At 72.9% G+C, this 26981-nt stretch carries 24 protein-coding genes and 1 pseudogene; 15 read left to right on the top strand and 10 right to left on the bottom strand.

Annotated features, from left to right (window positions below; translation table 11 throughout):
- The first annotated feature begins 183 nt into the window (after positions 1-183).
- Complete coding sequence (locus ACFUUZ_RS25940) at positions 184-612, top strand: VOC family protein (protein WP_378700551.1); 429 nt, start codon at positions 184-186, stop codon at positions 610-612.
- Positions 613-651: 39 nt separating this feature from the next.
- Complete coding sequence (locus ACFUUZ_RS25935) at positions 652-1518, top strand: Fpg/Nei family DNA glycosylase (protein WP_378700549.1); 867 nt, start codon at positions 652-654, stop codon at positions 1516-1518.
- Here ACFUUZ_RS25935 and ACFUUZ_RS25930 read toward each other — a convergent pair.
- The 4 genes from ACFUUZ_RS25930 to ACFUUZ_RS25915 form a co-directional block, all read right to left on the bottom strand.
- Positions 1511-3022 carry a carboxylesterase/lipase family protein gene (locus tag ACFUUZ_RS25930; protein WP_378700546.1) on the bottom strand — a complete coding sequence of 504 codons (1512 nt, stop codon included), beginning with the start codon at positions 3020-3022 and terminating at the stop codon, positions 1511-1513. The two genes, ACFUUZ_RS25935 and ACFUUZ_RS25930, sit on opposite strands and share 8 nt — an antisense overlap.
- 88 nt (positions 3023-3110) lie before the next feature.
- Positions 3111-4541 (bottom strand): dihydrolipoyl dehydrogenase family protein, encoded by a 1431-nt coding sequence (locus ACFUUZ_RS25925; RefSeq protein ID WP_378700544.1) that lies wholly within the window; start codon positions 4539-4541, stop codon positions 3111-3113.
- A 2-nt stretch (positions 4542-4543) separates the two neighbouring features.
- Complete coding sequence (locus ACFUUZ_RS25920) at positions 4544-4789, bottom strand: DUF2630 family protein (protein WP_378700542.1); 246 nt, start codon at positions 4787-4789, stop codon at positions 4544-4546.
- Positions 4790-4799: 10 nt separating this feature from the next.
- Positions 4800-6170 (bottom strand): PLP-dependent aminotransferase family protein, encoded by a 1371-nt coding sequence (locus tag ACFUUZ_RS25915; protein ID WP_378700540.1) that lies wholly within the window; start codon positions 6168-6170, stop codon positions 4800-4802.
- A 132-nt stretch (positions 6171-6302) separates the two neighbouring features.
- Between ACFUUZ_RS25915 and ACFUUZ_RS25910 the strand changes: the two genes are divergently transcribed.
- Positions 6303-6974, top strand: a complete 672-nt coding sequence (locus ACFUUZ_RS25910) for a pyridoxamine 5'-phosphate oxidase family protein (RefSeq protein ID WP_378700538.1) — start codon at positions 6303-6305, stop codon at positions 6972-6974.
- On the opposite strand, the gene ACFUUZ_RS25905 is transcribed toward ACFUUZ_RS25910, so the two are convergent.
- Positions 6961-8406, bottom strand: coding sequence for a hypothetical protein (locus ACFUUZ_RS25905; RefSeq protein WP_378700536.1), 1446 nt, complete (start codon positions 8404-8406; stop codon positions 6961-6963). The genes ACFUUZ_RS25910 and ACFUUZ_RS25905 overlap by 14 nt on opposite strands.
- On the bottom strand, positions 8403-9164 hold the full coding sequence (locus ACFUUZ_RS25900) for a crotonase/enoyl-CoA hydratase family protein (protein ID WP_378700576.1): 762 nt from the start codon (positions 9162-9164) through the stop codon (positions 8403-8405). Before ACFUUZ_RS25900 ends, ACFUUZ_RS25905 begins: the two co-directional genes overlap by 4 nt.
- A gap of 62 nt (positions 9165-9226) precedes the next feature.
- Between ACFUUZ_RS25900 and ACFUUZ_RS25895 the strand changes: the two genes are divergently transcribed.
- Together ACFUUZ_RS25895 and ACFUUZ_RS25890 are read left to right on the top strand one after the other, a co-directional pair.
- Positions 9227-9823: a TetR/AcrR family transcriptional regulator gene (locus tag ACFUUZ_RS25895; RefSeq protein ID WP_378700535.1), complete on the top strand. Its 597-nt coding sequence runs from the start codon at positions 9227-9229 to the stop codon at positions 9821-9823.
- A gap of 11 nt (positions 9824-9834) precedes the next feature.
- Entirely contained in the window at positions 9835-11457 is a 1623-nt protein-coding gene (locus tag ACFUUZ_RS25890) for an acyl-CoA dehydrogenase family protein (protein ID WP_378700533.1), read from the top strand.
- Positions 11458-11504: 47 nt separating this feature from the next.
- Here the strand turns inward: ACFUUZ_RS25890 and ACFUUZ_RS25885 are convergent, their stop codons facing one another.
- Entirely contained in the window at positions 11505-11699 is a 195-nt protein-coding gene (locus ACFUUZ_RS25885) for a hypothetical protein (protein WP_378700531.1), read from the bottom strand.
- A 164-nt stretch (positions 11700-11863) separates the two neighbouring features.
- Here ACFUUZ_RS25885 and ACFUUZ_RS25880 point away from each other — a divergent pair, with 164 nt between their 5' ends.
- From ACFUUZ_RS25880 to ACFUUZ_RS25870, 3 genes are read left to right on the top strand one after another with little or no spacing between them, the layout of a single operon-like run.
- Complete coding sequence (locus ACFUUZ_RS25880) at positions 11864-12307, top strand: hypothetical protein (RefSeq protein ID WP_378700529.1); 444 nt, start codon at positions 11864-11866, stop codon at positions 12305-12307.
- Between the two features lie 14 nt (positions 12308-12321).
- Positions 12322-12948 carry a nucleoside/nucleotide kinase family protein gene (locus ACFUUZ_RS25875; RefSeq protein ID WP_378700527.1) on the top strand — a complete coding sequence of 209 codons (627 nt, stop codon included), beginning with the start codon at positions 12322-12324 and terminating at the stop codon, positions 12946-12948.
- Positions 12949-12958: 10 nt separating this feature from the next.
- The gene (locus tag ACFUUZ_RS25870; protein WP_378700525.1) at positions 12959-13468 is read left to right on the top strand and encodes a potassium channel family protein; all 510 of its coding nucleotides are present in this window, start codon (positions 12959-12961) and stop codon (positions 13466-13468) included.
- Here the strand turns inward: ACFUUZ_RS25870 and pgi are convergent.
- Positions 13437-15077, bottom strand: a complete 1641-nt coding sequence (gene pgi / locus ACFUUZ_RS25865) for a glucose-6-phosphate isomerase (RefSeq protein WP_378700523.1) — start codon at positions 15075-15077, stop codon at positions 13437-13439. The genes ACFUUZ_RS25870 and pgi overlap by 32 nt on opposite strands.
- Positions 15078-15225: 148 nt before the next feature.
- Here pgi and ACFUUZ_RS25860 point away from each other — a divergent pair, with 148 nt between their 5' ends.
- Complete coding sequence (locus ACFUUZ_RS25860; protein WP_378700521.1) at positions 15226-16413, top strand: NAD(P)/FAD-dependent oxidoreductase; 1188 nt, start codon at positions 15226-15228, stop codon at positions 16411-16413.
- A 41-nt stretch (positions 16414-16454) separates the two neighbouring features.
- On the top strand, positions 16455-17906 hold the full coding sequence (locus ACFUUZ_RS25855; protein ID WP_378700519.1) for an NAD-dependent succinate-semialdehyde dehydrogenase: 1452 nt from the start codon (positions 16455-16457) through the stop codon (positions 17904-17906).
- Positions 17907-17966: 60 nt separating this feature from the next.
- On the opposite strand, the gene ACFUUZ_RS25850 is transcribed toward ACFUUZ_RS25855, so the two are convergent.
- Positions 17967-18284, bottom strand: coding sequence for a chorismate mutase (locus ACFUUZ_RS25850; RefSeq protein WP_378700516.1), 318 nt, complete (start codon positions 18282-18284; stop codon positions 17967-17969).
- Between the two features lie 292 nt (positions 18285-18576).
- Here ACFUUZ_RS25850 and ACFUUZ_RS25845 point away from each other — a divergent pair, with 292 nt between their 5' ends.
- Both ACFUUZ_RS25845 and ACFUUZ_RS25840 read left to right on the top strand, forming a co-directional pair.
- The gene (locus tag ACFUUZ_RS25845) at positions 18577-21141 is read left to right on the top strand and encodes a UvrD-helicase domain-containing protein (RefSeq protein WP_378700514.1); all 2565 of its coding nucleotides are present in this window, start codon (positions 18577-18579) and stop codon (positions 21139-21141) included.
- Between the two features lie 2 nt (positions 21142-21143).
- Positions 21144-21569, top strand: coding sequence for a hypothetical protein (locus ACFUUZ_RS25840; protein ID WP_378700512.1), 426 nt, complete (start codon positions 21144-21146; stop codon positions 21567-21569).
- A gap of 62 nt (positions 21570-21631) precedes the next feature.
- Here the strand turns inward: ACFUUZ_RS25840 and ACFUUZ_RS25835 are convergent.
- Positions 21632-22363: pseudogene (locus ACFUUZ_RS25835) on the bottom strand (M23 family metallopeptidase); the annotation flags it as partial.
- Between the two features lie 1167 nt (positions 22364-23530).
- On the opposite strand from ACFUUZ_RS25835, the gene sucC reads away from it, so the two are divergent.
- The 3 genes from sucC (at position 23531) to ACFUUZ_RS25820 (ending at position 26959) form a co-directional block, all read left to right on the top strand.
- Entirely contained in the window at positions 23531-24697 is a 1167-nt protein-coding gene (gene sucC / locus ACFUUZ_RS25830; RefSeq protein ID WP_378700510.1) for an ADP-forming succinate--CoA ligase subunit beta, read from the top strand.
- 12 nt (positions 24698-24709) lie between these two features.
- Positions 24710-25624: a succinate--CoA ligase subunit alpha gene (gene sucD, locus ACFUUZ_RS25825; RefSeq protein WP_067653234.1), complete on the top strand. Its 915-nt coding sequence runs from the start codon at positions 24710-24712 to the stop codon at positions 25622-25624.
- A 174-nt stretch (positions 25625-25798) separates the two neighbouring features.
- Positions 25799-26959, top strand: a complete 1161-nt coding sequence (locus ACFUUZ_RS25820) for a DUF5336 domain-containing protein (RefSeq protein ID WP_378700508.1) — start codon at positions 25799-25801, stop codon at positions 26957-26959.
- Positions 26960-26981 lie beyond the last annotated feature (22 nt).

The following is a 26981-nucleotide window of genomic DNA, read 5'->3' as shown; positions in this document are numbered from 1 at the left end:
TCACCAGTCAGGTGGGGGAAGTGGGGGGGGGGCCCCCCCACCCCCACCCCCCCGGGCCCGGCGCACCCCCCCCCCCCGGGAGGGGTTGGGCGCCCCCCCCCACCGGGACGGCCGCCCCCCGGGGGGGGGGGGCGGCGCGCCCCCCCCCCCCGCGCCGAGCTGCGCGCCGCCAAGGGCTGGATCATGGACGTCTACCTGCTCCGCCGCGCCGCCCAGGTGCCCCCGTTGGTCATCGCGCTGCCCACCGAGGACCGCCGCCGCGCCGTCGCCTTCTACCGCGGTGCCCTCGGCATCGAACCCTTCGGCGAGCTCGCCGACGACGGCGTCCCCGAACCGCTGCGGTACCGCCTCGACGCCCGCACCACCCTCATGCTCGTCCCCGCCGGCGGCTTCGGCTGGGTCCTCGGCGACCGGGCCCCCGCCACCCCCGGCACCAACGAATGCCTCCTCGGCCTGGCCTTCCCCACCGAAGCCGATGTCATCGCCGTCGTCGACCGCGCCCGCGCGGCAGGCGCCACCGTCATCTCCGACCCCGCCCCCCAGCCCTGGGGCTTCACCGCCACCTTCGCCGACCCCGACGGCCACGTCTGGCAGCTCACAGTGCCGAGTTGATCCCCGCACCTGTCGCCCCCCGCCGGTAACCTGACCCCCGTGCCCGAACTCCCGGAGATCGAGGCGCTGGCGCAGTTCCTGCGGGAGCACGCGACCGGCGCGGTCGTCGGCCGGATCGATGTGGCGGCGCTGAGCGCGGTGAAGACCTTCGAGCCGCCGATCACCGCGCTGTCCGGGCGCGATGTCACCGGGGCGGGGCGGTTCGGGAAGTTCCTGGGGCTGGAGTGCGGGGGGCTGTGGCTGCTGACGCACCTGTCCCGCGGCGGCTGGCTGCGCTGGATCGACGAGCCGTCCCCGACCCCGCCGAAGCCGGGGAAGGGGCCGCTGGCGCTGCGGGTGCACTTCTTCACCCCGGCGGGCGCGACCCCCGCCTTCGACCTCACCGAGGCGGGCACCAAGAAGCGGCTCGCGGTGTACGTGGTGGACGATCCTCGGCAGGTGCCCGGCATCGCCAGGCTGGGCCCGGACGCGCTCGCGCTCACCGAGGCGGAGTTCGGCGCGATCCTGCACGGCACCTCGCAGCGGATCAAGACCGCGATCGTGGACCAGACGCTGCTGGCGGGCATCGGCAACGCCTACTCGGACGAGATCCTGCACACCGCCAAGGTCTCGCCGTTCGCCAACACCAAGACGCTCTCGGAGGCGAAGACGGGCGAGCTGTACGCGGCGATGCGCGCGGTGCTCACCGACGCGGTGCAGCGCTCGGTCGGGCAGGATGCCGCCCGGCTGAAGGGCGAGAAGCGCTCCGGCATGCGGGTGCATGCCCGCACCGGCGAACCCTGCCCGGTCTGCGGCGACACCGTGCGCGAGGTGTCCTACGTGGACCGCTCGTTCCAGTACTGCCCCACCTGCCAGACCGGCGGCCGGACGCTGGCCGACCGCCGGATGTCCCGGCTGCTCAAGTGAGGCTCGGCACCCCGACGCCCTGCCAGGCCAGCCGCTTGGTCGGCTCCGGGTCGTGCTCGACCCTGGTCGGGTCGTCGATGATCAGGGTGCTGCGCCGCTCCTCGGTGTAGCGCGGCCAGGAGGGCAGCGGCCGCCCGGTGCGCGCGAACTCCACCCAGTTGTCCTGGAACTGCCTGGTGACGGCGCGCAGCCCGCGCCCGCCGCCCGCCGCGGTGATGGCCTGGCCGAGCGGGCCCTCGCCGCCGCCGAAGACCGGGATCAGGTCCGAGGCATGAGTGGCGCCGAGCCCGGCGAGGTGCAGCGCGCGCGGCGCGAAGTCGTAGCGGTAGGCGTAGGTGGGGGCGTGCCTGCTGTGCCCGGCCATCACCCGCAGCGACGGCCGCCAGAAGACGTAGTCGCCGCCTGCCCTGACCGCGACCCGCGGGTTGTCCGCGAAGCCGGGGTAGGCGGCGGCGATCCGCTCCTGGTCGGCGCCGACCGACTCCAGCGCGGAGCGCAGCCGGTCCGGGGTGGTCGGCAGCTCGTCGGCGAACTTGGCGAAGAGCGTGCCCTCGTCCCGGTTGGTGCCGACGATCAGCGGCACCCGGTGCGCGCTGCCCTCCTCGATGGCCTGCACCGGCGGCAGCGGCAGGTACTCGCCGTCGACGACGGGGGCGGTGGGGAAGAGGCCGCGCCGCTCGTGCACCACCCGGCGCGCGACCCGGTTGAAGGCCTTGCGCAGGTCGTGCGCGTCGACGGTGCCGAGCGCCCGGTTCGCCGCCTCCGGGGCGATGCCGAGCTCGTCCAGGCAGCGGCGGGCGAAGGTGCGCGCGTCGTCGGCGGTCATCGCCCAGTCGGCGGGCGGGCTCTGCGCGATGGCGCGGTGGAACAGCCCACCCGCCTCCGGGGTGCTGAGCAGCGCGAGCACCGCGTGCGCGCCCGCGGATTCGCCGAAAATCGTGACATTGCCCGGGTCACCGCCGAAGGCGGCGATATTGTCGCGCACCCAGCGCAGCGCGGCGACCTGGTCGCGCAGCCCGAGGTTGCTCTCGTAGGCGCGGCTCTCGCTGCTGTACTCGCTGAAGTCCACGTAGCCGAAGACGCCGAGCCGGTAGTTCAGCGAGACCACGATGGCGTCGCCGCGCTGAGCCAGCCTGGCCCCGGAGTACAGCCCGAGCGCCGAGGTGCCGAAGAGGTACCCGCCGCCGTGGATGAAGACCAGCACCGGCCGCGGCGACGCCGAGCTCCGCGCCGGGGCCGTGACATTGAGTGTCAGTGAATCCTCGCTGGTCGGCTGGTATCCGCGCGGCCCGATCCGCGCACCCTGGCGGTGCTGCATGGCCGCGTTGCCGAACTCGGTCGCGTCCCGGACGCCGGACCACGGCTGCACCGGCTGCGGGGCGCGGAAGCGCTGGTCGCCGGTGGGCGGGGCCGCGTACGGAATGGATCGCCAGCGCAGTACGCGACGACCGCGACGACCGCGGACGATGCCGTCGGCGATCGTGATGTCTGTCGTTGCCACCATGCCCCGATGGTATCCAGCGCGAGCGCTTGCCGACAGGGGTAACCGGAACCGGCGGTACCGGCACCCCCGTCGGCACCGAGTGCCACGGTTACCGCCGCGCCTCCAGCAACCGCAGCCAGAACTCGCTGACCGCAGGGAACGCCGGAACCGCGTGCCACAGCGTGGCCAGCGGCACCCGGCCGACCACCGCGATGGTGGCGGCGTGCAGCTGCTCGCCGACGTCGGGGCCGACGAAGGTGGCGCCGACCAGGGTGTCGGTGGTGTCGTCGATCACCAGCTTGGCGTGCCCGGCGTAGTCGTCCCTGGCCAGCGCGGACCCCGCCACCGCGATGTCCAGCTCGACCGCGGAGACGGTGAGCCCGCGCTCCCTGGCCGCGGCCTCGGTGAGCCCGACCGCGGCCACCTCCGGCGCGGTGTAGACCACCTGCGGCGCCAGGTCGTGGTCGGCGAGCGCGGTGTAGCGGGCATCGTCCAGCGGGCGGCCCTCGGCGCGCGCGGCGATCACGTCGCCCGCGACCCTGGCCTGGTACTTGCCCATGTGCGTGAGCGCGACCCGGTGGTTGACGTCGCCGACCGCGTACAGCCAGTCGCCGGGCACCTGGTCGACGGCGAGGTGGTCGTCCACGGCGAGGTACCCCGGCTCCAGCCCGACCGTCTCCAGCCCGAGGTCGCCGGTGTGCGGGGTGCGGCCCGCGGCCACCAGGATCTCGTCGGCCTCGACGGCCCCGCCGCCGCGCAGCTCGACGGTGACCCGGCCGCCGTGGATCCGGCCCTCGCCGGTGTCGGCGGCATCCGGGCGCCGCACCTGCTCCGGCTGCGCGCCGAAGCGGATCTCGACCCGCCCGGTCGCGGTGAGCGCTGCCGCGACCCGCTCGCCCGCGAATGGCTCGTTACCGGCGAGCAGCGCCTGCCCGCGCACCAGCAGGGTGACCCGCGCGCCGAGCGCGGCCAGCCAGGTGGCGGCCTCGCAGGCGACGACGCCGCCGCCGATGATCGCGATGTGGCCGGGGACCTCGGTGACCGCGGTGGCGTCGCGCGAGGTCCACGGCAGCGCCGCGCGCAGCCCGGGCACGTCGGGGACGGCGGCAGTGGTGCCGGTTGCGATCACGACGGCGTGCCTGGCCCGCAGCGTTCGGCCGCCCACCTCGACGGCGCGCTCACCCGCGAGCCGGCCGTGCCCGCGAACCACCATGATCCGGTTGTCCTCGGCCCAGTCGACCTGGGAGCAGTCGTCGTGGCCGGTGTCGTCGCGGTGCGTGAAGGAGTCGCGGCGGGCCAGCACCGCGGCCACGTCGAGGCCGTCGGCGGTGACGCCGGGCATGGCCCGCGCGGCGGCCAGCACGTGCCCGGGGCGGAGCAGCGCCTTGCTCGGGATGCAGGCCCAGTAGGAGCACTCGCCGCCGACCAGCTCGCGCTCGACCAGCGCGGCGGTGCGGTCGCTGCCCGCGATGGCGTAGGCGGCGGCGTTCTCGCCCGCCGGTCCGGCGCCGATGACGATGACGTCGAATTCCTCGGTCACGGCTACTGGAGGTAGTTCTCGACCTGGCCGGGCGGGTTCACCCCGGCCTCGTCGGGCGATTCGCCCGCGTCCAGCCGGGCCCGGCGCTGGCGCAGCAGGTCCCAGCACTGGTCGAGGGTGACCTCGAGCTCGGCGAGCTTGCGGCGCTCGGTCTCCGGGTCGATCTCCCGGTTCACGGCCTGCGCGCGGAGCTCGTGCTCGCGGTCGACCAGTTCACGGATACGGGCCAGGAGGTCCTGTTCGCTCATATCGCCCATGCTACGACCGCCGCAGGCACTCGCCCGCTATCCGAGCGGCGGCGGCGAGCTCCGGTTCGCTCGCCGCCGAGTAGCCGAGCGCGACCCCGAAGTGCCGCCGCGCGCCGAGGTGGTGCCTGGCCAGGCCGTCGAAGAGCACGCCGCGGGCGCGGGCCGCGGCCACCGCGGCGGCCTCGGCGGCGGCGTCCGGCAGCGGGACGACGAGGTGCGAGCCCGCCGCGTCGCCGAGCACATCGAGCCCGGTGAGGTGGGCCAGCAGCAGCGCTCGGCGGGCGGGCATCACCCGGCGCAGCCTGCGCAGGTGGCCCGCGAGGTCGCCGTGCGCGGCGAGCGCGGCCAGCACGAGCTGCCCGGCGGGGGAGGGCGCGGTGCCGGTGCGGTCGCGGTGCGCGAGCACCGCCGCCGCCACCTCGGGCGCGGCGACCAGCCAGCCCGCGCCGAGCGTGGGGGAGAGGATCTTGCTGGTGGTGCCGAGGTGCACCACCACATCCGGGGCGAGCGCGGCGAGCAGCGGCAGCGGGGCGGTGTCGTAGCGGAGCTCGCCGTCATAGTCGTCCTCGAGGACCAGGAACCGGCGCTCGCGGGCCAGGTCGATCAACCGCGCCCTGCGCTCGGCGCTCATCCGGCTACCCAGCGGGAACTGGTGCGCGGGGGTGCAGTAGACCGCGGCGACGCCGTCCGGGATCAGCTCGACGCGCAGCCCGCCGCCGTCCACCGGCACCGGGAGCACCCGCAGCCCGGCCGCCAGGAACCCGCCGACCGCGCGCTGGTACCCGGGGTCCTCGACGGCCACCGCCGAGCCGGGCGGCAGCACCGCCGCGGCGATCTCGGCGACCGCCGCACCGGTCCCGGTGGTGGCGAGCACGGCGACCTCGGGGCCCGCGGCCAGCCCGCGGTGGCGCAGCAGGTGCTCGGCGACGGCGGCGCGGTAGGCGGGCTCGCCCGCCCGGTCGCGCCGGGTGGCGGGCGGCCGGTCGGCGGCGGCGCGCCAGGCCCGGCGCCAGGCCGCCCGGTCGATGACCGCGGTGCAGGGCGCGCCGGGCGCGAGGTCGATGAGCTCGCCGGGCTCGGCCTCGGAAGGCAGCGGTGCCTGCGCCGCGGGCGCCGCGGCCGGCGCGGCCAGCAGGTAGGTGCCCGACCCCTGCCGCCCGCCGAGCCAGCCCTCGGCGTGCAACCGGTCGTACGCCGCGGCGACCACCGTGCGGCTCACCCCGAGCCGGGCCGCGAGCGCGCGGGACGAGGGCAGCCGGTCGCCCCGGCGCAGCACCCCGGAACCGGCCGCCCCGCGCAGGCCGTCGGCCACCTGCACCGCGAGCGGGACCGCGCTCGCCCGGTCGAGGGTGAGCGGCAGGTCGTCGGCGGGCGTGGTCATGCGGTGCGCTCCTGCTTCGATCGTCCGGGGCCGCAGCGCGGCCGGAGCCCGCGCGGACCCACCGAAGTGGTCTTCCGAACTGCTCGGGAATTGGCCCTTCGATAATGCCACTCGTACCCGCACGCTGGATCCATGACCGAACGTGCCCCGCTCGCCCCGACCCCGCGCACCCGGCTCACCCGCAGCCGGGAGCGCGGCCGCACCGACCGCGCCGAACTCGACGCCCTGCTCGACGCGGGCGCGCTCTGCCACCTCGGCACCGTCCTCGGCGGCGCCCCACTGGTGGTGCCGACCGTCTACGGCCGCGCAGGCGACATCCTCTACCTGCACGGCTCCACCGGCGCCGGGAACATGCGCGCCGCGCTCACCGGCGACGTCTGCGTGAGCGTCACCCAGGTGGACGGCATCGTCTACGCCCGCTCGGCCATGCACTTCTCGATGAACTTCCGCTCCGCGGTGATCCACGGCAGACCGGAGCGGCTCACCGACACCGCGGAGCGGCTGCACGCGCTGCGGGTGATCGTGGAGCACACCGCGCCCGGCTCGTGGGAGCGGGTGCGCCCGCCCAACTCGAAGGAGCTGGCCGCCACCCTGGTCCTCGCGCTCGACCTCACCGAGGCCTCGGTCAAGGTGCGCACCGGCGACCCGGTCGACGACGCCGCCGACATCGCGGCAGGCGGGGTCTGGGCCGGGGTGCTGCCCGTGCGCCAAGTCTTCGACCCGCCGGTCTCCTCGGCCGACCTGGAACCCGGGGTCGCGGTGCCGGATTCGGTGCTCGGCCGGGTCGCCGTCACCACGGTGTGAGCGGCAGCCCGAACCGTTCGGCGGCGCGCAGCAGCGCCGCGCGGAGGTCGGCGCGGCTGCGCTCGGGCTCCAGACACACCAGCGCCAGGGTGTACTCGCCGTGCAGGTGGCAGAGGTAGCCGGAGAGCCGGGTGCGCGGCAGCCGGTCCGGGCGCAGCCCGGGGTGGATGGCGCGGGCGGCCATGCCGGTGCAGCGGCTCGGGCCGAGCGCGCCGATGGAGCCGGGGAGCGGGCCGATGTTCGAGCACAGGATGTCGCGCTCGCCCGCACCCGCGGCGAGGGCGTGCGCCCAGCGGTCCGGGATGACCTGGAGGATCTCCTCGGGAATGCCCGCCGGGCTGGTCATTCGGTACTCGTAGGCGGCGCGGGCCTTCTCGCGCAGGTCCTTCGGCGTGTCGGTGCGGGTGATGCGGAGGGCGGTCACGGCGAGGTCGTTGTCCACCCGGGGCTCGGCGCGGGTGTCGACCGGGAGGCTCGCGGTGAGTTCGTCGGGCCGGTAGCCGAGTTCCCAGAGGGTGTGCGCGATCAGCGCGACGAACAGGCTGTTGGGGGTGGCGCCCGCGTTCGTGGCGATGGAATCCCAGGTGTGGACCGGGGATTGGGCGACCAGGGTGACGGTGCCGGTGCGCCCCCGCGAGGTGCGGAGCCGTGGTGCGCGACGGTCCGCCGGGAGCGCGTTCTCGGCGGGGTGCGGGCGGCTCGCGCCGAGTTCGTCCGCGGTCGGAAGCGCCGCCCGGCCCCCGGCTCGCGGAGATTCGGTGCCGGGCTGCGTCGCCGCGGAGCGCGGTCGCGCGTGGGCAGCGGGCGGAACGGCCCCGCTCGCCCGGAGCGCGGAGCCCCTCGCCTCGACGACCCGCCGTGCGCCCCGGGGAACCTCGGTGCGCACGGTGTTCCACCACGCCCGGCCGGTTCCCCTGAGCACCACACCCCACTGCCGCCGAGCGTCCGCCCAGTCGCCCCGCGGGTCGAGCGGAAGCACCTCCACCTCGCCCGCGACCCCGCGCAGCGCGCGATCCGCCGCCAGCACCAGCGCCCGCCCGTCGGCGAGCGCGTGCGAGCAGGTCAGCGACACCACCGCGCCGCCGTCGGCGAGCGGCGCGTACGCCAGCCGCCAGCCGGGGCCGAGCGACGGGTCCAGCTCACCGCCCCGCGCATCCGCCCAATCCAGCAGCCCGGCAACCGGAAGCACCCCGTAGAGCACCAGCGGCAGCCCCCGCACATTGCGCACCCACCCCCGCCGCGCCCCCGGCACCCGCCCCGCCCGGACCCGCCGTCCGAGCTCCCCGGTCCGCAACCCCTCGCGCAGCGCCCACAGCACCCCGACCGGCACCCGCTCGGCGGTCCGCCAGACCCCCTGCAGCGCGATCGGCGTCCCCAGCCCGCGATGGGTCCGCAGAAAGATCTCGTCGACGACGCTCAGCCGTGCGGTCACGACGAGGCGGCCTCCCCGTGCCTGCCCGCCCCGGAGGCGAACCGCTGCGCGCCCGCCAGCGCGCCGCCCGCCAGCGCCCGCAGCCCGTGGTGGTATTCGGCGCGCAGCGCGGCGGGTTCGTCCAGCCCCTCCTGCTCCAGCACCGACATGCGGTCCGAGCGCAGGCAGGCCTGCGGCAACCCGGCCAGCTCCCCGGCGAGCTCCTCCGCGGCGGCCCGCGCCTGCCCGGCGGGCACCACCCGGTTCGCCAGCCCGATGGCGAGCGCCTCGGCGGCGTCCACCGCCCGCCCGGTCAGGATCAGCTCCATGGCCCGCCCCTGCCCGACGATCCGCGGCAGCCGCACCGTGCCGCCGTCGATCAGCGGCACCCCCCAGCGCCTGCAGAAGACCCCGAAGGTGCTGTCCTCCTCGGCGATTCGCAGGTCGCACCAGAGCGCCAGCTCCAGCCCGCCCGCCACCGCGTACCCCGACACGGCGGCGATCACCGGCTTGCTCAGCACCATCCGGGTCGGCCCCATCGGGCCGTCGCCGTCCTCGGTGACGACGTTCGAGCGCTCGGTGCCGAGCCCCTTCAGGTCGGCGCCCGCGCAGAAGGTCCCGCCCGCTCCCCAGAGCACCGCGACGGCCGCCTCTGGGTCCGCGTCGAACGCGCGGAAGGCGCCGCTCAGCGCGGCGGCGGTGGGGCCGTCCACCGCATTGCGCGCCTCGGGGCGATCCAGGATCACCGTGGTCACGGGGCCGGAGCGTTCTACCCGCACAGCGTTCACGGCTCGTACCCTACCCCTTGCGCGAAGAAGTGAACGGATGATTCACTTCTTGCGTGGCGTACCGCAGGACACCGGCCGTGCAGGCCAGGCTCGATGCCAAGGCCGGGCTGATCACCCAGGCCGCGGGGCGGGTGCTGGCCAGGGACGGCTTCGCCGGGCTCTCGATGGCCGCGGTGGCCGCCGAGGCCGAGATCGCCACCGGCACCGTCTACAAGCACTACGCGGGCAAGGCCGAGCTGGTGCGCGCCGTCTTCGTCGAGGTGGTGACGCACGAGGTGGCGGCGGTCCGGGCGGCCGCCGATGCCGACCTCGCGGCGGAGGAGCGCGTCTCGGCCGCCGTCCGCACCTTCGCGGGCCGCGCCCTGCGCAACCCCAAGCTGGCCTACGTGCTGCTCGCCGAGCCGGTGGACGCCGCCGTCGACGCCGAGCGGCTGCACTTCCGGCGCGCCTTCGCCGAGACCTTCGAGGGCGCGGTCGCGGCGGGCATCGCCCGCGGCGAACTGCCGCCGCAGCGGCCAGCGGTGACGGCGGCCGCGCTCGTCGGCGCGATCGGCGAGGTGCTGGTCGGCCCGCTCGCCGCCGAACCCGCCGACGCTGCCGTCATCGACGACCTGGTGGCCTTCGCGCTCCGCGCGCTCGGCCTCCGCTGAGAGGAGCGACCATGCACACCCACGACGTCTTCAACCAGGTGCCCGACGTCCTCCCGTTCGACTTCTCCCGCAACCCCGCCCTGCTGGAGGGGTTGCACCGGGAGGGCGGCGGCTGGGCCGAGCCCGAGCTCCGCGCGCTCGGGCTGCGCGCGGGCGGCGCCGAGGCCCAGGAGTGGGGGCGGCTCGCCAACGAGTACCCGCCGGTGCTGCGCACCCACGACCGCTACGGCAACCGGATCGACGAGGTCGAGTTCCACCCGGCCTGGCACCGGCTCATGGCGGTCGCGGTCGAGCACGGGCTGCACGGCTCGCCGTGGCTGGACGACCGGCCGGGCGCGCACGTCGCCAGGGCCGCCAAGTTCTACACCTGGGGCAGCGCCGACGCCGGGCACATGTGCCCGATCTCCATGACCTACGCCGTGATCCCCGCGCTCCGGCACAACCCCGAGCTCGCCGCCCGCTACGAGCCGCTGCTCGGCTCCCGGGAGTACGACTTCGGGCTGCGCGAGCCGTCAGGCAAGGCCGGGCTGATCGCGGGGATGTCCATGACCGAGAAGCAGGGCGGCTCGGACGTGCGCGCCAACACCACCACCGCCACCCCGCAGCCGGACGGCGCATACCGGATCGTCGGGCACAAGTGGTTCACCTCGGCGCCCATGTCGGACATGTTCCTCACCCTGGCCCAGGCGCCGGGCGGGCTCTCCTGCTTCCTGCTGCCCAGGGTGCTCCCGGACGGCACCCGCAACCCGATCCGGATCCAGCGACTCAAGGACAAGCTCGGCAACAAGTCCAACGCCTCCTCGGAGATCGAGTACGAGAACGCCACCGGCTGGCTGGTCGGCGCCGAGGGCGCGGGCGTCAAGACCATCATCGAGATGGTCAACATGACCAGGCTGGACTGCGTGATCGGCTCGGCCACCGGCATGCGGGTCGGCGTCGTGCACGCCGTGCACCACGCCAGGCACCGGCAGACCTTCGGCAAGCCGCTGATCGACCACCCCGCCATGCGGAACGTCCTCGCCGACCTGGTGATCGAGTCCGATGCCGCCACCACCGTCATGATGCGGCTGGCGGGCGCCACCGACCGGGCGGGCGCCGACCCCGCCGAGGCCGCGCTGCGCCGGATCGCGCTCGCCATCACCAAGTACTGGGTCTGCAAGCGCGCCCCCGCGCACGCCGCCGAGGCGCTGGAGTGCCTTGGCGGCAACGGGTACGCGGAGGAGTCCGGGATGCCGCGGCTCTACCGCGAGGCGCCGCTCATGTCGATCTGGGAGGGGTCCGGCAATGTGGCCGCGCTCGACGCGCTGCGCGCCATGGCGCGGCAGCCGGAGTCGGTCGAGGCGTACTTCGCCGAGGTCTCGCTCGCCCGCGGCGCCGACCCGCGGCTGGACGACGCCATCGACCGCGTCGGCAAGGAACTCACCGACCTCGCCGACATCGAGTACCGCGCCCGCCGCGTCATCGAGCTCATGGCCCTGGTCCTGCAGGGCGCCCAGCTGGTCAGGCACGGCCACTCCGCCGTCGCCGACGCCTTCTGCGCCACCCGGCTCAGCGGTGACTGGGGTATCGCCTTCGGCACCCTCCCGGTCGGGGTGGACACGCAATCCATTGTCGAGCGGGCATTCGTGAGTTGACGCGGGGGTTCATCGCCCCGGGATCTGTCCCGGGGCGATGAACCGAATCAGCGCACGATGTCGCAGTGCTTCAGCTTGTGGCCCCGCGGCACTTTGGTATTGGCATCGGCCTGAGCCTCCGCCTTATTCTTGCCCGTGCCGTAGATCACCTCACCCGTCGCTTCGTTCTGCAAATTCATCAGATAGCACTTCACGGTGACGTTCTTCTTCGGCTTTGCGAAGTCGAATTCGACATCGAGCACTGCTCCTACTCCTGTGCTCGCCGGCGTTGCGAATGCCGGAGCGGTAGGCAGAGTCAGTATCCCGGCCCCGGAAGACGGGCCGCGAGGCAACCCGGTTCATCGGGGCCCCGTGTGGTGGAGTCGACAGTTGTCGGTAGTTCAGCTCCCCGTGTATATATCGTTCCATGACCATGTTTCGGGGAAGCCTGTACATCTACGGGTCGATGGACGATGCGGTCCGGCTGTCCGCGATCTACGCCAAACGCATGGCCCTCGAAATTGGCGACGAGCCCATGTACTTCTCCATTCGCGAGGATTGGTTCGATTCTTTCAGGCTGGTCGCGCAATGGCTGCAATACAACGAGGAACTCAGCACGAGCGACCTACCCGCACATCGGAAGGTGCTGGAAATATGCTGCGTTTCCCGCGTGCGCGACGGAGTGGACCCGGACAGGTTCATCGAGAACACGATAGATGCAGCGTTGGCGGAGTTTCATCGAGACGGTGGCCTCCCGCAGTCGGGTGACCCGTCTTCGATTCCATGGGCGAGTTCCTCCGCAGAGCTCGACGATGATGAACTCGAGGAATTTCTGCAACGTTTTCCGGGCGCGGCGCGAGCGAAGCGCTGAGTATCTCCGACCCGGTGCTGGCGGAACTCGCCGGGCGGGTGCAAACCCGTGCCGGAACGGCACACCCCCGCTTCCTGCTCGGCATCACCGGCCCGCCAGGCACCGGCAAGTCGACGCTGGCCGCGGCGCTCCGCGCGGCCCTCGCGCCGGATGCGGAGATCGCGCCGATGGACGGGTACCACCTGCCCAACGCGATCCTGGACCAGCGCGGGGCGCGGGAGCGGAAGGGCGAGCCCGACACCTTCGACGTCACCGGTTTCGTGGCGAATCTGCGCGCCCTGCGCAGCGCGAAGACCGTCCCCTGGCCCACTTTCGACCGCCGCACCGACGAGCCGACCCCGGCAGGCGTCACCTTCACCACCCAGCGCATCGCGCTGGTGGAGGGAAACTACCTCCTGACCTGGCCGGAGGTCCGCCCGCTCCTCGACGAGGTCTGGTACCTCGACGCCCCCCGCGACCTCCTCGCCGAACGGCTCATCGCGCGGCACCGGCGGGGCGGGCGAACGGCGGAGGCGGCGCGCAGGAAGGTGCACGACAGCGATCTGCGCAATGCGGAGCTGATCGCGAGCACCCGCGACCGCGCCGATCTCGTGCTCCGTGCACCCGGCGTGGATCCCGCCGCCGACCCCGGGTCCGTCTGATGATGAGTCGATGCGCTCGCCCGACTCGCACGGCCTCCGCCTGCTCCGCAACGGCATCGCGGTCCTCTGCGCCCTGCTCATCTACTACGGCATCCCGCTGAACCTGAACTTCGGCGACCGCGTCCTCGGCGCCGTCGCGTTCCTGATCGGCTTCGCGGGCCTGGCTCAGCTCATCGACCGGCACGTCCGCAGGCTGACCGCGGCGCCGCTGCGAGCGGGCAGGCAGGTGGACGGGATCCTGCTGCTGCTCACCGTGACGATCATCTTCTTCGCGCTCACCTACTACCTGCTGGCGCGGAACGACCCCGCGCAGTTCGACGGGTTGGAGACGCGCACCGACGCGCTGTACTACACCATCGTCACGCTGGGCACCGTCGGCTACGGCGACGTGCGCGCCACCGGGCAGGCGGCGCGCATCGTCACCATGCTGCAGATCGTGTTCGACCTGGTGGTGGTCGGCGTGCTGCTCGCCGTCGCCACCGGGACGATCACCCGCGGGCTGCGCGGTACCAGCGAATGAGCGCGTCGGTGGAGGAGTCGTCCTGCGGCTCCGGCTCCTCGGCGGCGGTGAGCAGCGGCTCCAGCGCGAGCGCCTGCTGCTTGCCGAGCTCGACGCCCCACTGGTCGAAGCTGTCGATCCCCCAGATCACGCCCTCCACGAAGACGATGTGCTCGTACAGCGCGATCAGCTGACCGACTACCGCCGGGGTGAGCTTCGGCGCCAGGATCGTGGTGGTGGGCCGGTTGCCCGGCATGACCTTGTGCGGGACCAGCGCGGGGTCGGTGCCCTCGGCGGCGATCTCCGCGGCGGTCTTGCCGAAGGCCAGCACCTTCGTCTGCGCGAAGAGGTTGCTCATCAGCAGGTCGTGCATGCTGCCGGTGCCGTCCCTGGTCGGCAGGTCGTCGGTGGGCGTGGCGAAGCCGATGAAGTCGGCGGGCACCAGCCGGGTGCCCTGGTGCAGCAGCTGGTAGAAGGCGTGCTGGCCGTTGGTGCCCGGCTCGCCCCAGAAGATCTCGCCGGTGGAGGTGCGCACGGGGGTGCCGTCGGCGCGCACCGACTTGCCGTTCGACTCCATGGTGAGCTGCTGCAGGTAGGCCGGGAAGCGGTCGAGGTCGTTCGAGTACGGCAGCACCGCACGGGATTCCGCGCCGAAGAAGTTCGAGTACCAGACGCCGAGCAGCCCGAGCAGCACCGGCGCGTTCTGCTCCAGCGGCGCGGTGGCGAAGTGCCGGTCGACGGCGTGCATGCCGGCCAGGAACTCGGCGAACCGCTCCTTGCCGACGGTCGCCATGACGGAGAGCCCGATGGCCGAATCCACCGAGTAGCGCCCGCCGACCCAGTCCCAGAAGCCGAACATGTTCGCGGTGTCGATGCCGAACTCGGCCACCCGCTCGGCATTGGTGGAGACCGCGACGAAGTGCGTGGCCACCGCGTCCTCGCCGAGCGCGGCGGTGAGCCAGCGGCGGGCGGCGGTGGCGTTGGTCAGCGTCTCCAGGGTGGAGAAGGTCTTGGAGGCGATGACGAAGAGCGTGTGCGCGGGGTTCAGCCCGGTCAGTTTCGCGACCAGGTCGGCGGGGTCCACATTGGAGACGAAGCGGGCGTCGATCCCGGCGTCGGCGTAGTGCCGCAGTGCCCGGTGCACCATGACCGGGCCCAGGTCGGAGCCGCCGATGCCGATGTTCACCACGGTGGTGATGCGCTCGCCGGTGGCGCCGCGCCACTCGCCGGAGCGCACCGCGTCGGTGAACTCGCCCATCCGGCGCAGCACGTCGTGCACCTCGGCGCCTGCGTCGGCGCCGTCGATGGTGAGCGGCTCGCCCGCGGGGGCGCGCAGCGCGGTGTGCCCGACCGCGCGGTCCTCGCTGGTGTTGATGTGGTCGCCGCGGAACATGGCGTCCCGGTGCGCCTCGACCTCCGCCTCGCGCGCCAATTCGGTTAGCAGCGCGAGGGTTTCGCGGCGCACCCGGTGCTTGCTGTAGTCGATGCGCAGGTCGCCGACCTGGACGACGAGCTCGCGCCCGCGCTCGGGATCCTCGGCGAAGAACTCGCGCAGGTGGGTCCCCCCGATGCCCCCGTGGTGATCGTGCAGTTTCCGCCATGCCGCCGACGCGGTGATGTCGCTGCTCACGCCCACCGACATTACAGCGGGGCTGCGCCGCCCGCGTGGTACATCGAAGGTCGTGCCTGAGCCCCGGAGGGTCGGTCCCGTCCGCCGGGAGCGGGCCCGCCCACCCGTGGCGTCGTTTCGAGGCCGGAGACCCGGGTAGCTACGGGCGGTGACGGCCATCAGCCCCGAGCGGCGCTTCGACGTGGTGATCATCGGCGGCGGCAACGCGGGCATCAGCGCGGCCGCCCGGTTGATCCGGCTGGGGATCGAGGACGTCGCCGTCATCGAGCCCGATGCCGTGCACACCTACCGGCCCCTGCTGTCCTACGTCGGCGGCGGCCAGGCGAGCCTGAAGGATGCGGAGCGGACCCAGCGCTCGGTCACGCCCGCCGGTGCGAGCTGGATCCGCGACGCGGTGGTCGCGGTCGAGCCCGCGGAGCGCCGGGTGCGCTGCGAATCCGGTGCGGTCGTCGGGTACCGCGATCTCGTCGTCGCCCCCGGGCTGGTCCCCGACACCGATGCGCTGCCCGGAATCGCCGCGGCGCTCGACGCCCCGGGGGTGACCAGCAACTACCTCGACCGGGCCGCGAGGACCTGGGAACTCGTGCGCAGCCTGGAACCCGGGAGCCGGGTGGTCTTCACGGTGCCGAGACCGCCGGTGAGCTGCACCGGAACGACGATCAAGCCGCTGTTCCTGGCCGCGGCGCACTGGCGGCGGCGCGGCATCCTGGACACCATCGACCTCACGCTGGTCGTCGACCGCCCCGACCTGATCGGCGTGCCGAAGCTGGACGCCGCGCTGCGGTCCGAACTCGCCGCCCTGAGCGTCCGGGTGCGGCACGACACCGCGGTCACCGCACTGCACCCCGCCGACAGGGCCGTCACCGCAGGCGAGGAGCGGCTGCCCTACGACCTCCTGCACCTGGTTCCCCCGTTCCGCGCCCCGCGGTGGGTCGAGGACTCCGGGCTCGGTGCCGCACCGCACGGCCTCGCCGACATCGACCCCGGGACGCTGCGCCACCGCGCCTTCGCCGACGTCTGGGCGGCGGGCGACGCCGCCGCGGTCGCCACCGACCCCTCCGGCGGCGCCCTGCGCCGCCAGATCGCGGTGCTCGCCGACAACGTCGTCGCCGCCCGCGCCGGGAACGCGCTCCGCGACTACGACGGCTACACCGTCGCCCCGGTCACCACCGACGCGCACCGGCTGATCGCCGCCGAATTCGACCGGAGCGGCGCCCTGTCCTCGGCACTGCCCTCCTTCCTCGACCCGCTGAAACCCCGCCGCAGCGCCTGGGCCTTCGACCGCTACGCGCTGCCGCGGGTCTACTGGAACCTGCTCCTGCGCGGCAGGCTCTGAGACCAGGACCGGCGCACTCGACCACCACCTAGGCTGGCGACATGGCCTCCGAACTCGAAGTTCTCGAATCCGTCCCGACGTCGCTGTGGATCGGCGGCCCCGCCGACCCGGTGGAGGGCGGCACCTTCGCGGTGCACAACCCGGCGACCGGCGACACCCTGCTGGAGATCGCCGACGCGGGCCCGCGCGACGCCGTCAAGGCGCTGGACGCCGCGGTCGCGGTGCAGGCGGAGTGGGCCGCGACCCCGTCCCGCGAGCGCGGCGAGATCCTGCGCACCGTCTTCGACGCGATCACCGCGCGCAGCGAGGAGTTCGCGCTGCTCATGACGCTGGAGATGGGCAAGGCGCTGCCGGAGAGCCGCAACGAGGTGCGCTACGGCGCCGAGTTCTTCCGCTGGTTCGCCGAGGAGGCGGTGCGGGTGCACGGCCGCTACCAGCACTCGCCGCTCGGCACCGGCCGGATCCTGGTGCACAAGCAGCCGGTCGGGCCATGCCTGGCGATCACGCCGTGGAACTTCCCGCTCGCCATGGGCACCCGCAAGATCGGCCCCGCGCTGGCGGCGGGCTGCACCATGCTGGTCAAACCCGCCTCGGCGACCCCGCTCACCATGCTGCTGCTGGCCAAGCTGTGCAGCGAGGCGGGGCTGCCGGACGGGGTGCTCTCGGTGATCCCGTCCAGCCGCTCGGCCGCCGTCACCAAGCCGCTGCTGGAGGACTCCCGGCTGCGCAAGCTGACCTTCACCGGCTCCACCGAGGTGGGGCGCAAGCTGGTCGAGCAGGCCGCGCCGCTGCTCCTGCGCACCTCGATGGAGCTGGGCGGCAATGCCCCGTTCGTGGTCTTCGACGACGCCGACATCGACGCCGCGGTGCAGGGCGCCATGCAGGCCAAGCTGCGCAACGGCGGCGAGGCGTGCACCGCCGCCAACCGCTTCCACGTGCAGGCCGGGGTGGCGGAGGAGTTCACCGCCAAGTTCGCCGAGGCGATGAAGTCGGTGGTACTCGGGCCGGGCACCGACCCGGAGACCACGCTCGGCCCGCTGGTCAGCGCGGACCAGCTGGATATCGTCGCCGAGCTGGTCGAGGACGCGGTCGCCAAGGGCGCGAAGGTCAGGATCGGCGGCGAGCGGCCGGAGGGGACCGGCTGGTACTACCCCGCCACGGTGCTCGCCGAGCTGCCCGCGGACGCCCGCATCCTGCGCGAGGAGGTCTTCGGGCCGGTGGCGCCGGTGGTCACCTTCGACACCGAGGAGGAGGGGCTGGCCGCCGCCAACGACACCGAGTACGGGCTGGTCGCCTACGTCTACACCCGGGATCTGGACCGCGCGCTGCGGATCGCGGAGGGGCTGGAGAGCGGGATGGTCGGGATCAACCGGGGCGTGATCTCCGATACCGCCGCGCCGTTCGGCGGGGTCAAGGCGTCGGGGTTCGGGCGCGAAGGTGGGAGCGAGGGCATCGAGGAGTACCTCTCCACGAAGTACATCGCGCTCACCTGATGCGCGAAAGCCGCCCCGGTCGGAGAGATCGGGGCGGCTGGGGGACGAGGGTCGCGGTGCCTAGTGCCCGAGGCGCCCGCGGCCGAGGCGCAGCAGCAGCATGGCGAGGGTGTGCCCCTCCTGCCCCAGCTCACTGAAGCGCTCGAGCACCTTCATCTCCCGGCTGTGCACCAGCCGCGGACCGCCGGAGGCCATCCGGGTCCGGCCGATCACGCGGGAGATCTCGCTGCGCCGCTTGATCGCGGCGAGGATGTCCGCGTCCAGCCGGTCGATCTCCTTGCGGAGCTTCTCGATCTCGGCCTCGCTCTGCGGGAGCGCGGCATCCGACCCGGGGGACGGCGCGGAATTCGACCCGGCGGTGGTGGCAGGGGTGCTCATCATTCATCTCCTCGTGTCAGAACGTGGATCGGTCGTCATCCCCTGGTCGTTACCGATCGGTTCTTTCACTCTGAAACAGACCTGGTGGACCTTGATTCTCCCCCCGCACGGTCACACGTGGATCAGGATCCGCGGAACGGGTGGCCCGCGGACAACCGGAGCTCCGGGCTGCGGGGCGGGTTGCTGATCACGCGCCCAGTCTGCCACACCGGCTCCGCCACGGTCCCCGGCCCGCGACCGCCCCCGGTCCGGGCTCGGTTCTGTCGGTGCGCGCCGGTAGCGTGGATGGGCAATGGACATCACGGTGACGCACGGCGAAACGGACAGCACTCGAACGGCTCCGGCTCCGGTGAAGCGGGTCGCGCTCACGGCGCAGGCCCCGCTCAGCCAGGACGAGCGCGAGCGGTTGCGGGTCGATCGCGAGCGCAAGCGCGCGGACGAGGCGCAGCACCTGCTCGAGGGGTTGAACCCGCAGCAGCGCGCCGCCGTCGTGCACTCGGGGCCGCCGCTGCTCATCGTGGCGGGCGCGGGGTCCGGCAAGACCGCCGTGCTCACCCGCCGGATCGCCTACCTGCTCGCTGCCCGCGGCGCGCACACCGGGCAGATCCTCGCCATCACCTTCACCAACAAGGCCGCCGCCGAGATGCGCGAGCGGGTGGCCGGGCTGGTCGGCCCGCGGGCGCAGAGCATGTGGGTCTCCACCTTCCACTCCAGCTGCGTGCGGATCCTGCGCATGCAGGCCGCGCTGCTGCCCGGCATGAACTCGAACTTCTCCATCTACGACGCGGACGATTCGCGCAGGCTGCTCACCATGATCAGCCGGGACCTGGAGATCGACGTCAAGAAGTACTCGGCCCGGCTGCTCGCCACCGCCATCTCGAACCTGAAGAACGAGCTGATCGGCCCGGCCCAGGCGGTGGCGGACGCGGAGTCGGACGAATCCGAGCTGCCCACCCTGGTCGCCAAGGTCTACACCGAGTACCAGCGCAGGCTGCGCGCGGCGAACGCGCTCGACTTCGACGACCTGATCGGCGAGACCGTCGCCATCCTGCAGAACCACCCCGAGGTCGCCGAGTACTACCGCCGCCGCTTCCGGCACATCCTGGTCGACGAGTACCAGGACACCAACCACGCGCAGTACGTGCTGGTGCGCGAGCTGGTCGGGCACGCGGTGCCTGCGCCGGAGCGCGGCGAGGACGGGCGCGAGCTGCACGGCGAGGTGCCGCCGAGCGAGCTCTGCGTGGTCGGCGACGCGGACCAGTCCATCTACGCCTTCCGCGGCGCCACCATCCGCAATATCGAGGAGTTCGAGCGCGACTTCCCGGACGCCGAGACCATCCTGCTGGAGCAGAACTACCGCTCCACCCAGCACATCCTCTCCGCCGCCAACGCGGTGATCGCGCGCAACGAGAACCGGCGCGAGAAGCGGCTCTGGACCGACTCCGGCGAGGGCGACCTGATCGTCGGCTACGTCGCCGACAACGAGCACGACGAGGCCTCGTTCGTCGCCAAGGAGATCGACCGGCTGGTCGACACCGGCGACGCCAACTACGGCGACGTCGCGGTCTTCTACCGCACCAACAACAACTCCCGCGCCCTGGAGGAGATCTTCATCCGCATGGGGCTGCCGTACAAGGTGGTCGGCGGCGTCCGGTTCTACGAGCGCAAGGAGGTGCGCGACATCGTCGCCTACCTCCGGGTGCTGGAGAACCCGGAGGACGCGGTGAGCATGCGCCGCATCCTGAACACCCCGCGGCGCGGCATCGGCGACCGGGCGGAGGCCTGCGTGGCGGTGCACGCCGAGCAGCGCGGGCTCGGCTTCGGCGCGGCGCTGCGGGACGCGGCCGACGGCAAGGTCGCGCTGCTGAACACCAGGGCCCAGCGCGCCATCGCGGGCTTCCTCGACCTGCTGGACGAGGTGCGCGCGCTCGGCGCCCAGCCGGACGCCGCCTACTTCGACGTCGGCACCGTGGTCGACGCGGTGCTGGACCGCACCGGCTACCGCGCCGAGCTGGAGGCATCCGACGACCCGCAGGACGGCGCCCGCCTGGACAACCTGAACGAGCTGGTCAGCGTGGCCAGGGAGTTCAGCTCCGAGGCGCACAACAATGCCGAGGCGGCGGCCGCCGAGGGGCTGGTGCCGGAGTCGGAGGAGGGGGAGCCGGACCCCGGTTCGCTCGCCGCCTTCCTGGAGCGGGTCTCGCTGGTCGCCGACACCGACCAGATCCCGGACGAGGGCACCGGCGTGGTGACCATGATGACCCTGCACACCGCCAAGGGGCTGGAGTTCCCGGTGGTCTTCGTGACCGGCTGGGAGGACGGGCAGTTCCCGCACATGCGGGCGCTCGGCGACCCGACCGAGCTGGCCGAGGAGCGCCGGCTGGCCTACGTCGGGATCACCAGGGCCAGGCAGCGGCTCTACCTCTCCCGCGCGGTGGTGCGCTCGGGCTGGGGTCAGCCGGTGAGCAACCCGGAATCCCGCTTCCTGCAGGAGATCCCGCAGCACCTCATCGACTGGCGCAGGCTGGCGCCGGTGGACCGCTCCGCCGGGCACGGTCGCAGGCGCGGCGCCACCGACGATGAGGGGCTGACCAGGGACTGGACCCGCGGCAGCGGCTGGGACGAGCGGCCCGGCGTGCGCGGCGGGCAGCGCAGGCCCGCGCCGGGCGGGGCCAAGCGGAACAACACCGACCTGGTGCTCGCGGTGGGCGACCGGGTGACCGACGACAAGTACGGCCTCGGCCGGGTGGTGGCCGCGGACGGCGTCGGGCCGCTGGCGACGGTGACCATCGACTTCGGCACCGCGGGCACCATCCGGCTCATCCCGCAGTTCAGCCGGACCCTGATGAAGCTCTGACCGTGGACGCCGTCGCGCAGCACGTGCTCTGGTTCGCGCCGATGCTTTGGGCGGGCATGGTGCTCGCCATCTCGTTCCTGGAGGCGCCGCTGAAGTTCCGGGCGCCCGGCGTCACCACGGTGCTCGGCCTCGGCATCGGCCGGGTGGTCTTCGCGGCGCTGGAGCGGGTGCAGCTGGTCGTGGCGGCGCTGCTGCTGATCGCCGCCGCCGTGCTCGGGCCGGGGGCGGCGGTGTGGGCGTGGCTCGGCGGCGCGGTCGCGCTGCTGGCGATCCAGGTCCTGGTGATCCGGCCGCCGCTGAGCCGCCGCTCGGATCGAGTGCTCGCGGGCGAGGAGCTACCGCGCTCGCACGCGCACTACTGGTACATCGGGGCCGAGGTGGCCAAGCTGGTCGCGCTCTTCGGCCTCGCGATCGTGGCGGCCGCCTGAGCGCCCCACGGAAGTAGGCATCCGAGCCGCGGATGCCCGCGGCCTACCTCGCGTGACAGAACTTAGTCGCCCATCGGGCCGAGGCTGATGCCGCGGGTGGCCAGCCAGGGCTGCGGGTCGATCTTGTTCGAGCCGTTCAGCCAGACCTCGAAGTGCACGTGCGGGCCGGTGGAGAAGCCGCGGTTGCCCATGGTGGCGATCTGGTCGCCCGCCAGCACCCGCTCGCCCTGCGAGACCGTCGCGGTGTCGATGTGGCCGTACACGGTGACGGTGCCGTCGTCGTGCAGCAGCCGGACCCACATGCCGAAGCCGGAGGCGGGGCCGGACTCGATCACGGTGCCGTCGGCGACCGCGTAGATCGGGGTGCCGATCGGCCCGGCGATATCGAGGCCGAGGTGCTGGACGCCCCAGCGGGCGCCGTAGCCGGAGGTGTAGGTGCCGGAGGTGAACTTGGCGAAGAGCGGCCGGTACTTGGCGGATTCGGCGGCGGCCAGCTCCTCCGCGTACTTGGCGCCCTTCTGCAGGATGTCGCTGAACTGGTTCAGCTCGATCGGCGCGGCGATGTTCAGCATCTGCGGCGATTCCGGCGAGGCGGCGGAGGGATCCGCGACGCTCATGGACTGCGCGGCGATCTCGTGCACCTGCCCGGCGGCCTCGTAATCCACCGCCTGGGAGGACTGGCCTGGGCTGGCCATCGCGGCCTGGCCCGCGGCGACGACCGCGCCCGCGGCGACGGCGACGACCGCGGCCCTGCCCTTGAGCGATCCGGGAGGGGCGGGCAGGCGGTGGGCGCCGGTGCCCGCCTTGTGGCCCGCGCGCGAGCCGATGTAGCGCGGCCGCGGCCCCGCCTCGTCCTCGGTGGCCGCCGCGGCGTCGGCGTCGGCGCGCTCGTCCGGGGTCCAGCTCTGCTCCGCGCCCCACTCCGGCTCGGAGTTCCACGCCTGGTCGGCGCCCCACTGCTGGTCGTCGTAGCCGCTGTCCCAGCCCTGCTCGGACTGGAAGGCGGCGCCGTCGCGCCATTCCTGCGTCGGCTGCTCGCCCCACGCCTGCTCGGCACCCCAGGCGGGGGACCCGCCCCAGGCCTGCTCGGCGCCCCAGGCGGGGCTGTCGTTCCATGCCTGCTCGGCGCCCCAGGCCGCGGCGGGCGCGCCGCCGTCGTCCCACGCGGAGTTCTGGCCCCAGGCCTGCGCGTCGGTCCAGCTCGCGTCGTGATCGCGGGAGCCTGCCGGGCGGCCGTCGGTGCCGGGCCAGTGGCCGGGGGTGCCGTCGTGCGGCAGGCAGTGGCCGGTCTGCGCCTCGGGGGCGGCGGGCCGGAAGGGGAGCACTGTGGCCGCGGGTTCGTCGTTCCGGTAGCGGTGCAGCGAGCCGACCTGGCGGCGGCGGGCGCCCGCGAAGGCGTCGAAGGAGAGCGCGTCGGTCATCGGACGGACCGGCCGGAGGCAGAGAGAAGCATGGAGGTGTAGATCGTCCTGGTACCGGGCACCCGGTCAGGGAGAGAGCGGCAGTGCACCTGCGGAGTGGTGTGCTGTGACAAGCTTGCCGTCCTCCTCGTGACCTGGCACGTGTCGTGACCTTGCTGTGACATCGACCGCACAACGGTAACGAAACGATTGCAAGGCTTCAAGCGCTCGGCCCATTCTGTCCAAGCATGTGAGATTGATCACCGCACGAGACGGTAACGACGCACAGTCCGGCGGGCACCGGAGTGAGGGTACGCGACCCGCGGGCGGTGCGCTCCGCGTCGTCCCCGGTGCCGGGGCGTCCCACCTGGCTCCCTACTCGCCAGTAGCGTTGACCGGGGCTTTTGCGGCTCCCGCCGCACCCCCGTGACCTGCGCCACTGGAGGGGTACGCGGTCGATTCGCGTCACGCGCGGCTGATTAGAGTCCGAGCCGACCCGCTTCCGACGTCGGGCCGCCAACAAAGACGTTGTCATCACAACGCAGACGAGACGGTGAGTACATGGATCTCTTCGAATACCAGGCGAAGGAGCTCTTCGTTAAGCACGGAGTGCCTTCGTCGGAGGGCCGCGTCACGGACACGGCCGAGGACGCGCGCGCCATCGCCGAAGAAATCGGCAAGCCGGTGATGATCAAGTCCCAGGTGAAGGTCGGTGGCCGCGGCAAGGCCGGTGGCGTCAAGTACGCCGCCACCCCGGACGACGCGTTCACCCACGCCCAGAACATCCTCGGCCTCGACATCAAGGGCCACATCACCAAGAAGGTTCTGGTCGCCGAGGCGAAGGACATCGCGGAGGAGTACTACATCTCCTTCCTGCTCGACCGCGCCAACCGCAACTACCTGGCCATGTGCTCGGTCGAGGGCGGCATGGAGATCGAAGAGGTCGCCGAGACCAAGCCGGACCGGCTGGCCCGGATCTCCGTTGACGCCGTCAAGGGCGTCGACCTGGCCTTCGCCCGCTCCATCGCCGAGCAGGGCCACCTGCCCGCCGAGGTGCTGGACGCCGCGGCCGTCACCATCCAGAAGCTCTGGGAGGTGTTCATCGCCGAGGACGCCACCCTGGTCGAGGTCAACCCGCTGGTCCGCACCCCGCAGGACGAGATCCTGGCGCTGGACGGCAAGGTCACCCTGGACGAGAACGCCTCGTTCCGGCACGCCGACCACGATGCCTTCGCCGACCGCGACGCGACCGACCCGCTGGAGCTGAAGGCCAAGGAGAACGACCTCAACTACGTCAAGCTGGACGGCGAGGTCGGGATCATCGGCAACGGCGCGGGGCTGGTCATGTCCACCCTCGACGTCGTCGCCTACGCGGGCGAGGCGCACGACGGCGTCAAGCCGGCCAACTTCCTCGACATCGGTGGCGGCGCCTCGGCCGAGGTGATGGCGGCCGGGCTCGACGTCATCCTGGGCGACTCGCAGGTCAAGAGCGTGTTCGTCAACGTGTTCGGCGGCATCACCGCCTGTGACGCCGTGGCCAACGGCATCGTGAAGGCGCTGGAGATCCTGGGCGACGCGGCCACCAAGCCGCTGGTGGTCCGGCTCGACGGCAACCGTGTGGACGAGGGCCGCAAGATCCTCGCCGATGCCGCGCACCCGCTGGTGACGCTGGCGCAGACAATGGACGAGGGCGCCGACAAGGCGGCCGAACTGGCAGCGGCCAAGTAAGGACTACGGCACATGTCTATCTTCCTGAACAAGGACTCCAAGGTCATCGTCCAGGGCATCACCGGCGGTGAGGGCACCAAGCACACCGCGCTGATGCTGAAGGCGGGCACCCAGGTCGTCGGCGGCGTCAACGCCCGCAAGGCCGGTACCACCGTCGCGCACGTCGCCAAGGACGGCAGCGACGTCGAGCTGCCGGTGTTCGGCTCGGTGGCCGAGGCCATCGAGAAGACCGGCGCCGACGTCTCGATCGCCTTCGTGCCGCCGAAGTTCGCCAAGGACGCCATCATCGAGGCCATCGACGCGGAGATCCCGCTGCTCGTGGTCATCACCGAGGGCATCCCGGTGCAGGACACCGCCTACGCCTGGGCCTACAACCTGGAGAAGGGCAACAAGACCAGGATCATCGGCCCGAACTGCCCCGGCATCATCACCCCGGGCGAGTCGCTGGTCGGCATCACCCCGGCCAACATCTCCGGCAAGGGCCCGATCGGGCTGGTCTCCAAGTCCGGCACGCTGACCTACCAGATGATGTACGAGCTGCGCGACTTCGGCTTCTCGACCTCCATCGGCATCGGCGGCGACCCGGTCATCGGCACCACCCACATCGACGCCATCGAGGCGTTCGAGAAGGACCCGGAGACCGAGCTCATCGTCATGATCGGCGAGATCGGCGGCGACGCCGAGGAGCGGGCCGCGGCCTTCATCAAGGCCAACGTCACCAAGCCGGTCGTCGGCTACGTCGCGGGCTTCACCGCCCCCGAGGGCAAGACCATGGGCCACGCGGGCGCCATCGTCTCCGGTTCGTCGGGCACCGCGGCGGCCAAGAAGGAAGCGCTGGAGGCCGCGGGCGTCAAGGTCGGCAAGACGCCGTCCGAGACCGCCGCGCTGGCCCGCGAAATCCTGGAGAAGGCCGCCGTCACGGCCTGATCCGCGCCGCACGGCACCGGAGGCCGGCTCCCGATGGGGAGCCGGCCTCCGCTGTTTTCGGCTGGTGATGACCCGGGGTGTGCGGTGCAGTAGCGTCGGGGTAATCACCCGTCGAAAGCCGTGCACGACTCGACCGGCCCTCGCCGCTCGACCCATCGACAAGGAGACGACGACATGTCCTACCCGACCGGGGGCTCCGGGTACAACAACCCCGTCCCGCCGCCCTCCGCCACCCCGAGCACCGGGCAGCAGGCGGGGACGCCGAGCACCGGCGCGGGCGCGACCGGTGCGGCCACCACCACCTCGGCGACCGGCGTCGCGGGCAAGGGGTTGCCCTTCCTGCTGACGGTGGGTGTCGCGGCGCTCGGCGTGCTGAACTTCCTCCTCGGCTTCCTGCCCTTCCTGACCACCTCGCCGGTGAGCTTCGGCGACACCTCGATCGAGTCGGACGTGTCGAACAGCCTGTTCGACACCGCCTTCGGCGCGGCGATCCTGGGCTTCGCGCTCTTCGCCGGGCTGCTCGCGGCCTTCTCGCTGCTGCCGAAGCAGGCCTGGCTGCCGCCCGCGGCGGCCGCCTCGGTGGTGGCGTTCCTCGCGCTGCTCTTCGTCTCGTTCAACCTGGGCGAGGGGCTGGAGCTGAAGTGGGGCGCCTGGGTGATCCTGGTGCTGCTCTTCGTGCAGGCCGCGATCGCGGTCGCCGCCGTGCTCTTCGAGCTCGGCATCCTCAAGCCGCCCGCGCCGCGTCCGGCGCGGCCGCAGAACCACGGCCAGCCGAACTTCGGCCAGCAGGGCGGCTACGGCCAGCAGGGGCAGCAGGCCGGGTACGGCCAGCAGGGCTTCGGCGGTCAGCAGGGCGGCTACGGCCAGCAGCCGCAGCAGGGCGAGTACGGGCAGCAGGGCAGCCCGTCCACCCAGGCCTTCGGGCAGTCCTACGGCCAGCAGAGCGGGGCGCAGTACCCGGTGCAGCAGCAGTCGCCGTACGGGCAGAGCCAGCCCAGCCAGCCCGCCTACGGCCAGCAGCAGCCCTACGGGCAGCAGCAGTACGGCCAGCAGCAGCCGGGGTACGGCGGGCAGCAGCAGCCGGGCTCGTTCCCCGGCTCGGACCAGGCCACCCAGCACTTCGGTGGCCAGCAGCAGCCGCAGTACGGCGGCCAGGGCTACGGCCAGCCGCAGACCGGCCAGCAGCCGGGGCAGCAGGGCCAGCCGGGGCAGCAGCCCGCGCAGCAGCCGCAGGGCGGCCAGGCCCAGCAGGCGCAGCCGTTCGGCGGCGAGCAGGGGGCCGACCCGGCCGCCGAGGCCACCAGGGCCTTCCGCCCCTCGGACGACAACAAGTAGCGCGGCCGCACCGGCCCCGGCG

The sequence above is a fragment of the Nocardia sp. NPDC057353 genome, from assembly GCF_042667085.1.
In the GTDB taxonomy this organism is placed as follows: domain Bacteria; phylum Actinomycetota; class Actinomycetes; order Mycobacteriales; family Mycobacteriaceae; genus Nocardia.
This window is presented reverse-complemented; position numbering and strand designations above follow the sequence as displayed.

Bases quoted from the DNA above. Each gene is read 5' to 3' on its own strand.
- ACFUUZ_RS25940 (WP_378700551.1), top strand. From the start codon at position 184: ATGGACGTCTACCTGCTCCGCCGCGCCGCCCAGGTGCCCCCGTTGGTC.
- ACFUUZ_RS25930 (WP_378700546.1), bottom strand. From the start codon at position 3,022: ATGGTGGCAACGACAGACATCACGATCGCCGACGGCATCGTCCGCGGT.
- ACFUUZ_RS25920 (WP_378700542.1), bottom strand. From the start codon at position 4,789: ATGAGCGAACAGGACCTCCTGGCCCGTATCCGTGAACTGGTCGACCGC.
- ACFUUZ_RS25915 (WP_378700540.1), bottom strand. From the start codon at position 6,170: ATGACCACGCCCGCCGACGACCTGCCGCTCACCCTCGACCGGGCGAGC.
- ACFUUZ_RS25910 (WP_378700538.1), top strand. From the start codon at position 6,303: ATGACCGAACGTGCCCCGCTCGCCCCGACCCCGCGCACCCGGCTCACC.
- ACFUUZ_RS25890 (WP_378700533.1), top strand. From the start codon at position 9,835: ATGCACACCCACGACGTCTTCAACCAGGTGCCCGACGTCCTCCCGTTC.
- ACFUUZ_RS25880 (WP_378700529.1), top strand. From the start codon at position 11,864: ATGACCATGTTTCGGGGAAGCCTGTACATCTACGGGTCGATGGACGAT.
- ACFUUZ_RS25870 (WP_378700525.1), top strand. From the start codon at position 12,959: ATGCGCTCGCCCGACTCGCACGGCCTCCGCCTGCTCCGCAACGGCATC.
- ACFUUZ_RS25855 (WP_378700519.1), top strand. From the start codon at position 16,455: ATGGCCTCCGAACTCGAAGTTCTCGAATCCGTCCCGACGTCGCTGTGG.
- ACFUUZ_RS25850 (WP_378700516.1), bottom strand. From the start codon at position 18,284: ATGAGCACCCCTGCCACCACCGCCGGGTCGAATTCCGCGCCGTCCCCC.
- ACFUUZ_RS25845 (WP_378700514.1), top strand. From the start codon at position 18,577: ATGGACATCACGGTGACGCACGGCGAAACGGACAGCACTCGAACGGCT.
- sucC (WP_378700510.1), top strand. From the start codon at position 23,531: ATGGATCTCTTCGAATACCAGGCGAAGGAGCTCTTCGTTAAGCACGGA.
- sucD (WP_067653234.1), top strand. From the start codon at position 24,710: ATGTCTATCTTCCTGAACAAGGACTCCAAGGTCATCGTCCAGGGCATC.
- ACFUUZ_RS25820 (WP_378700508.1), top strand. From the start codon at position 25,799: ATGTCCTACCCGACCGGGGGCTCCGGGTACAACAACCCCGTCCCGCCG.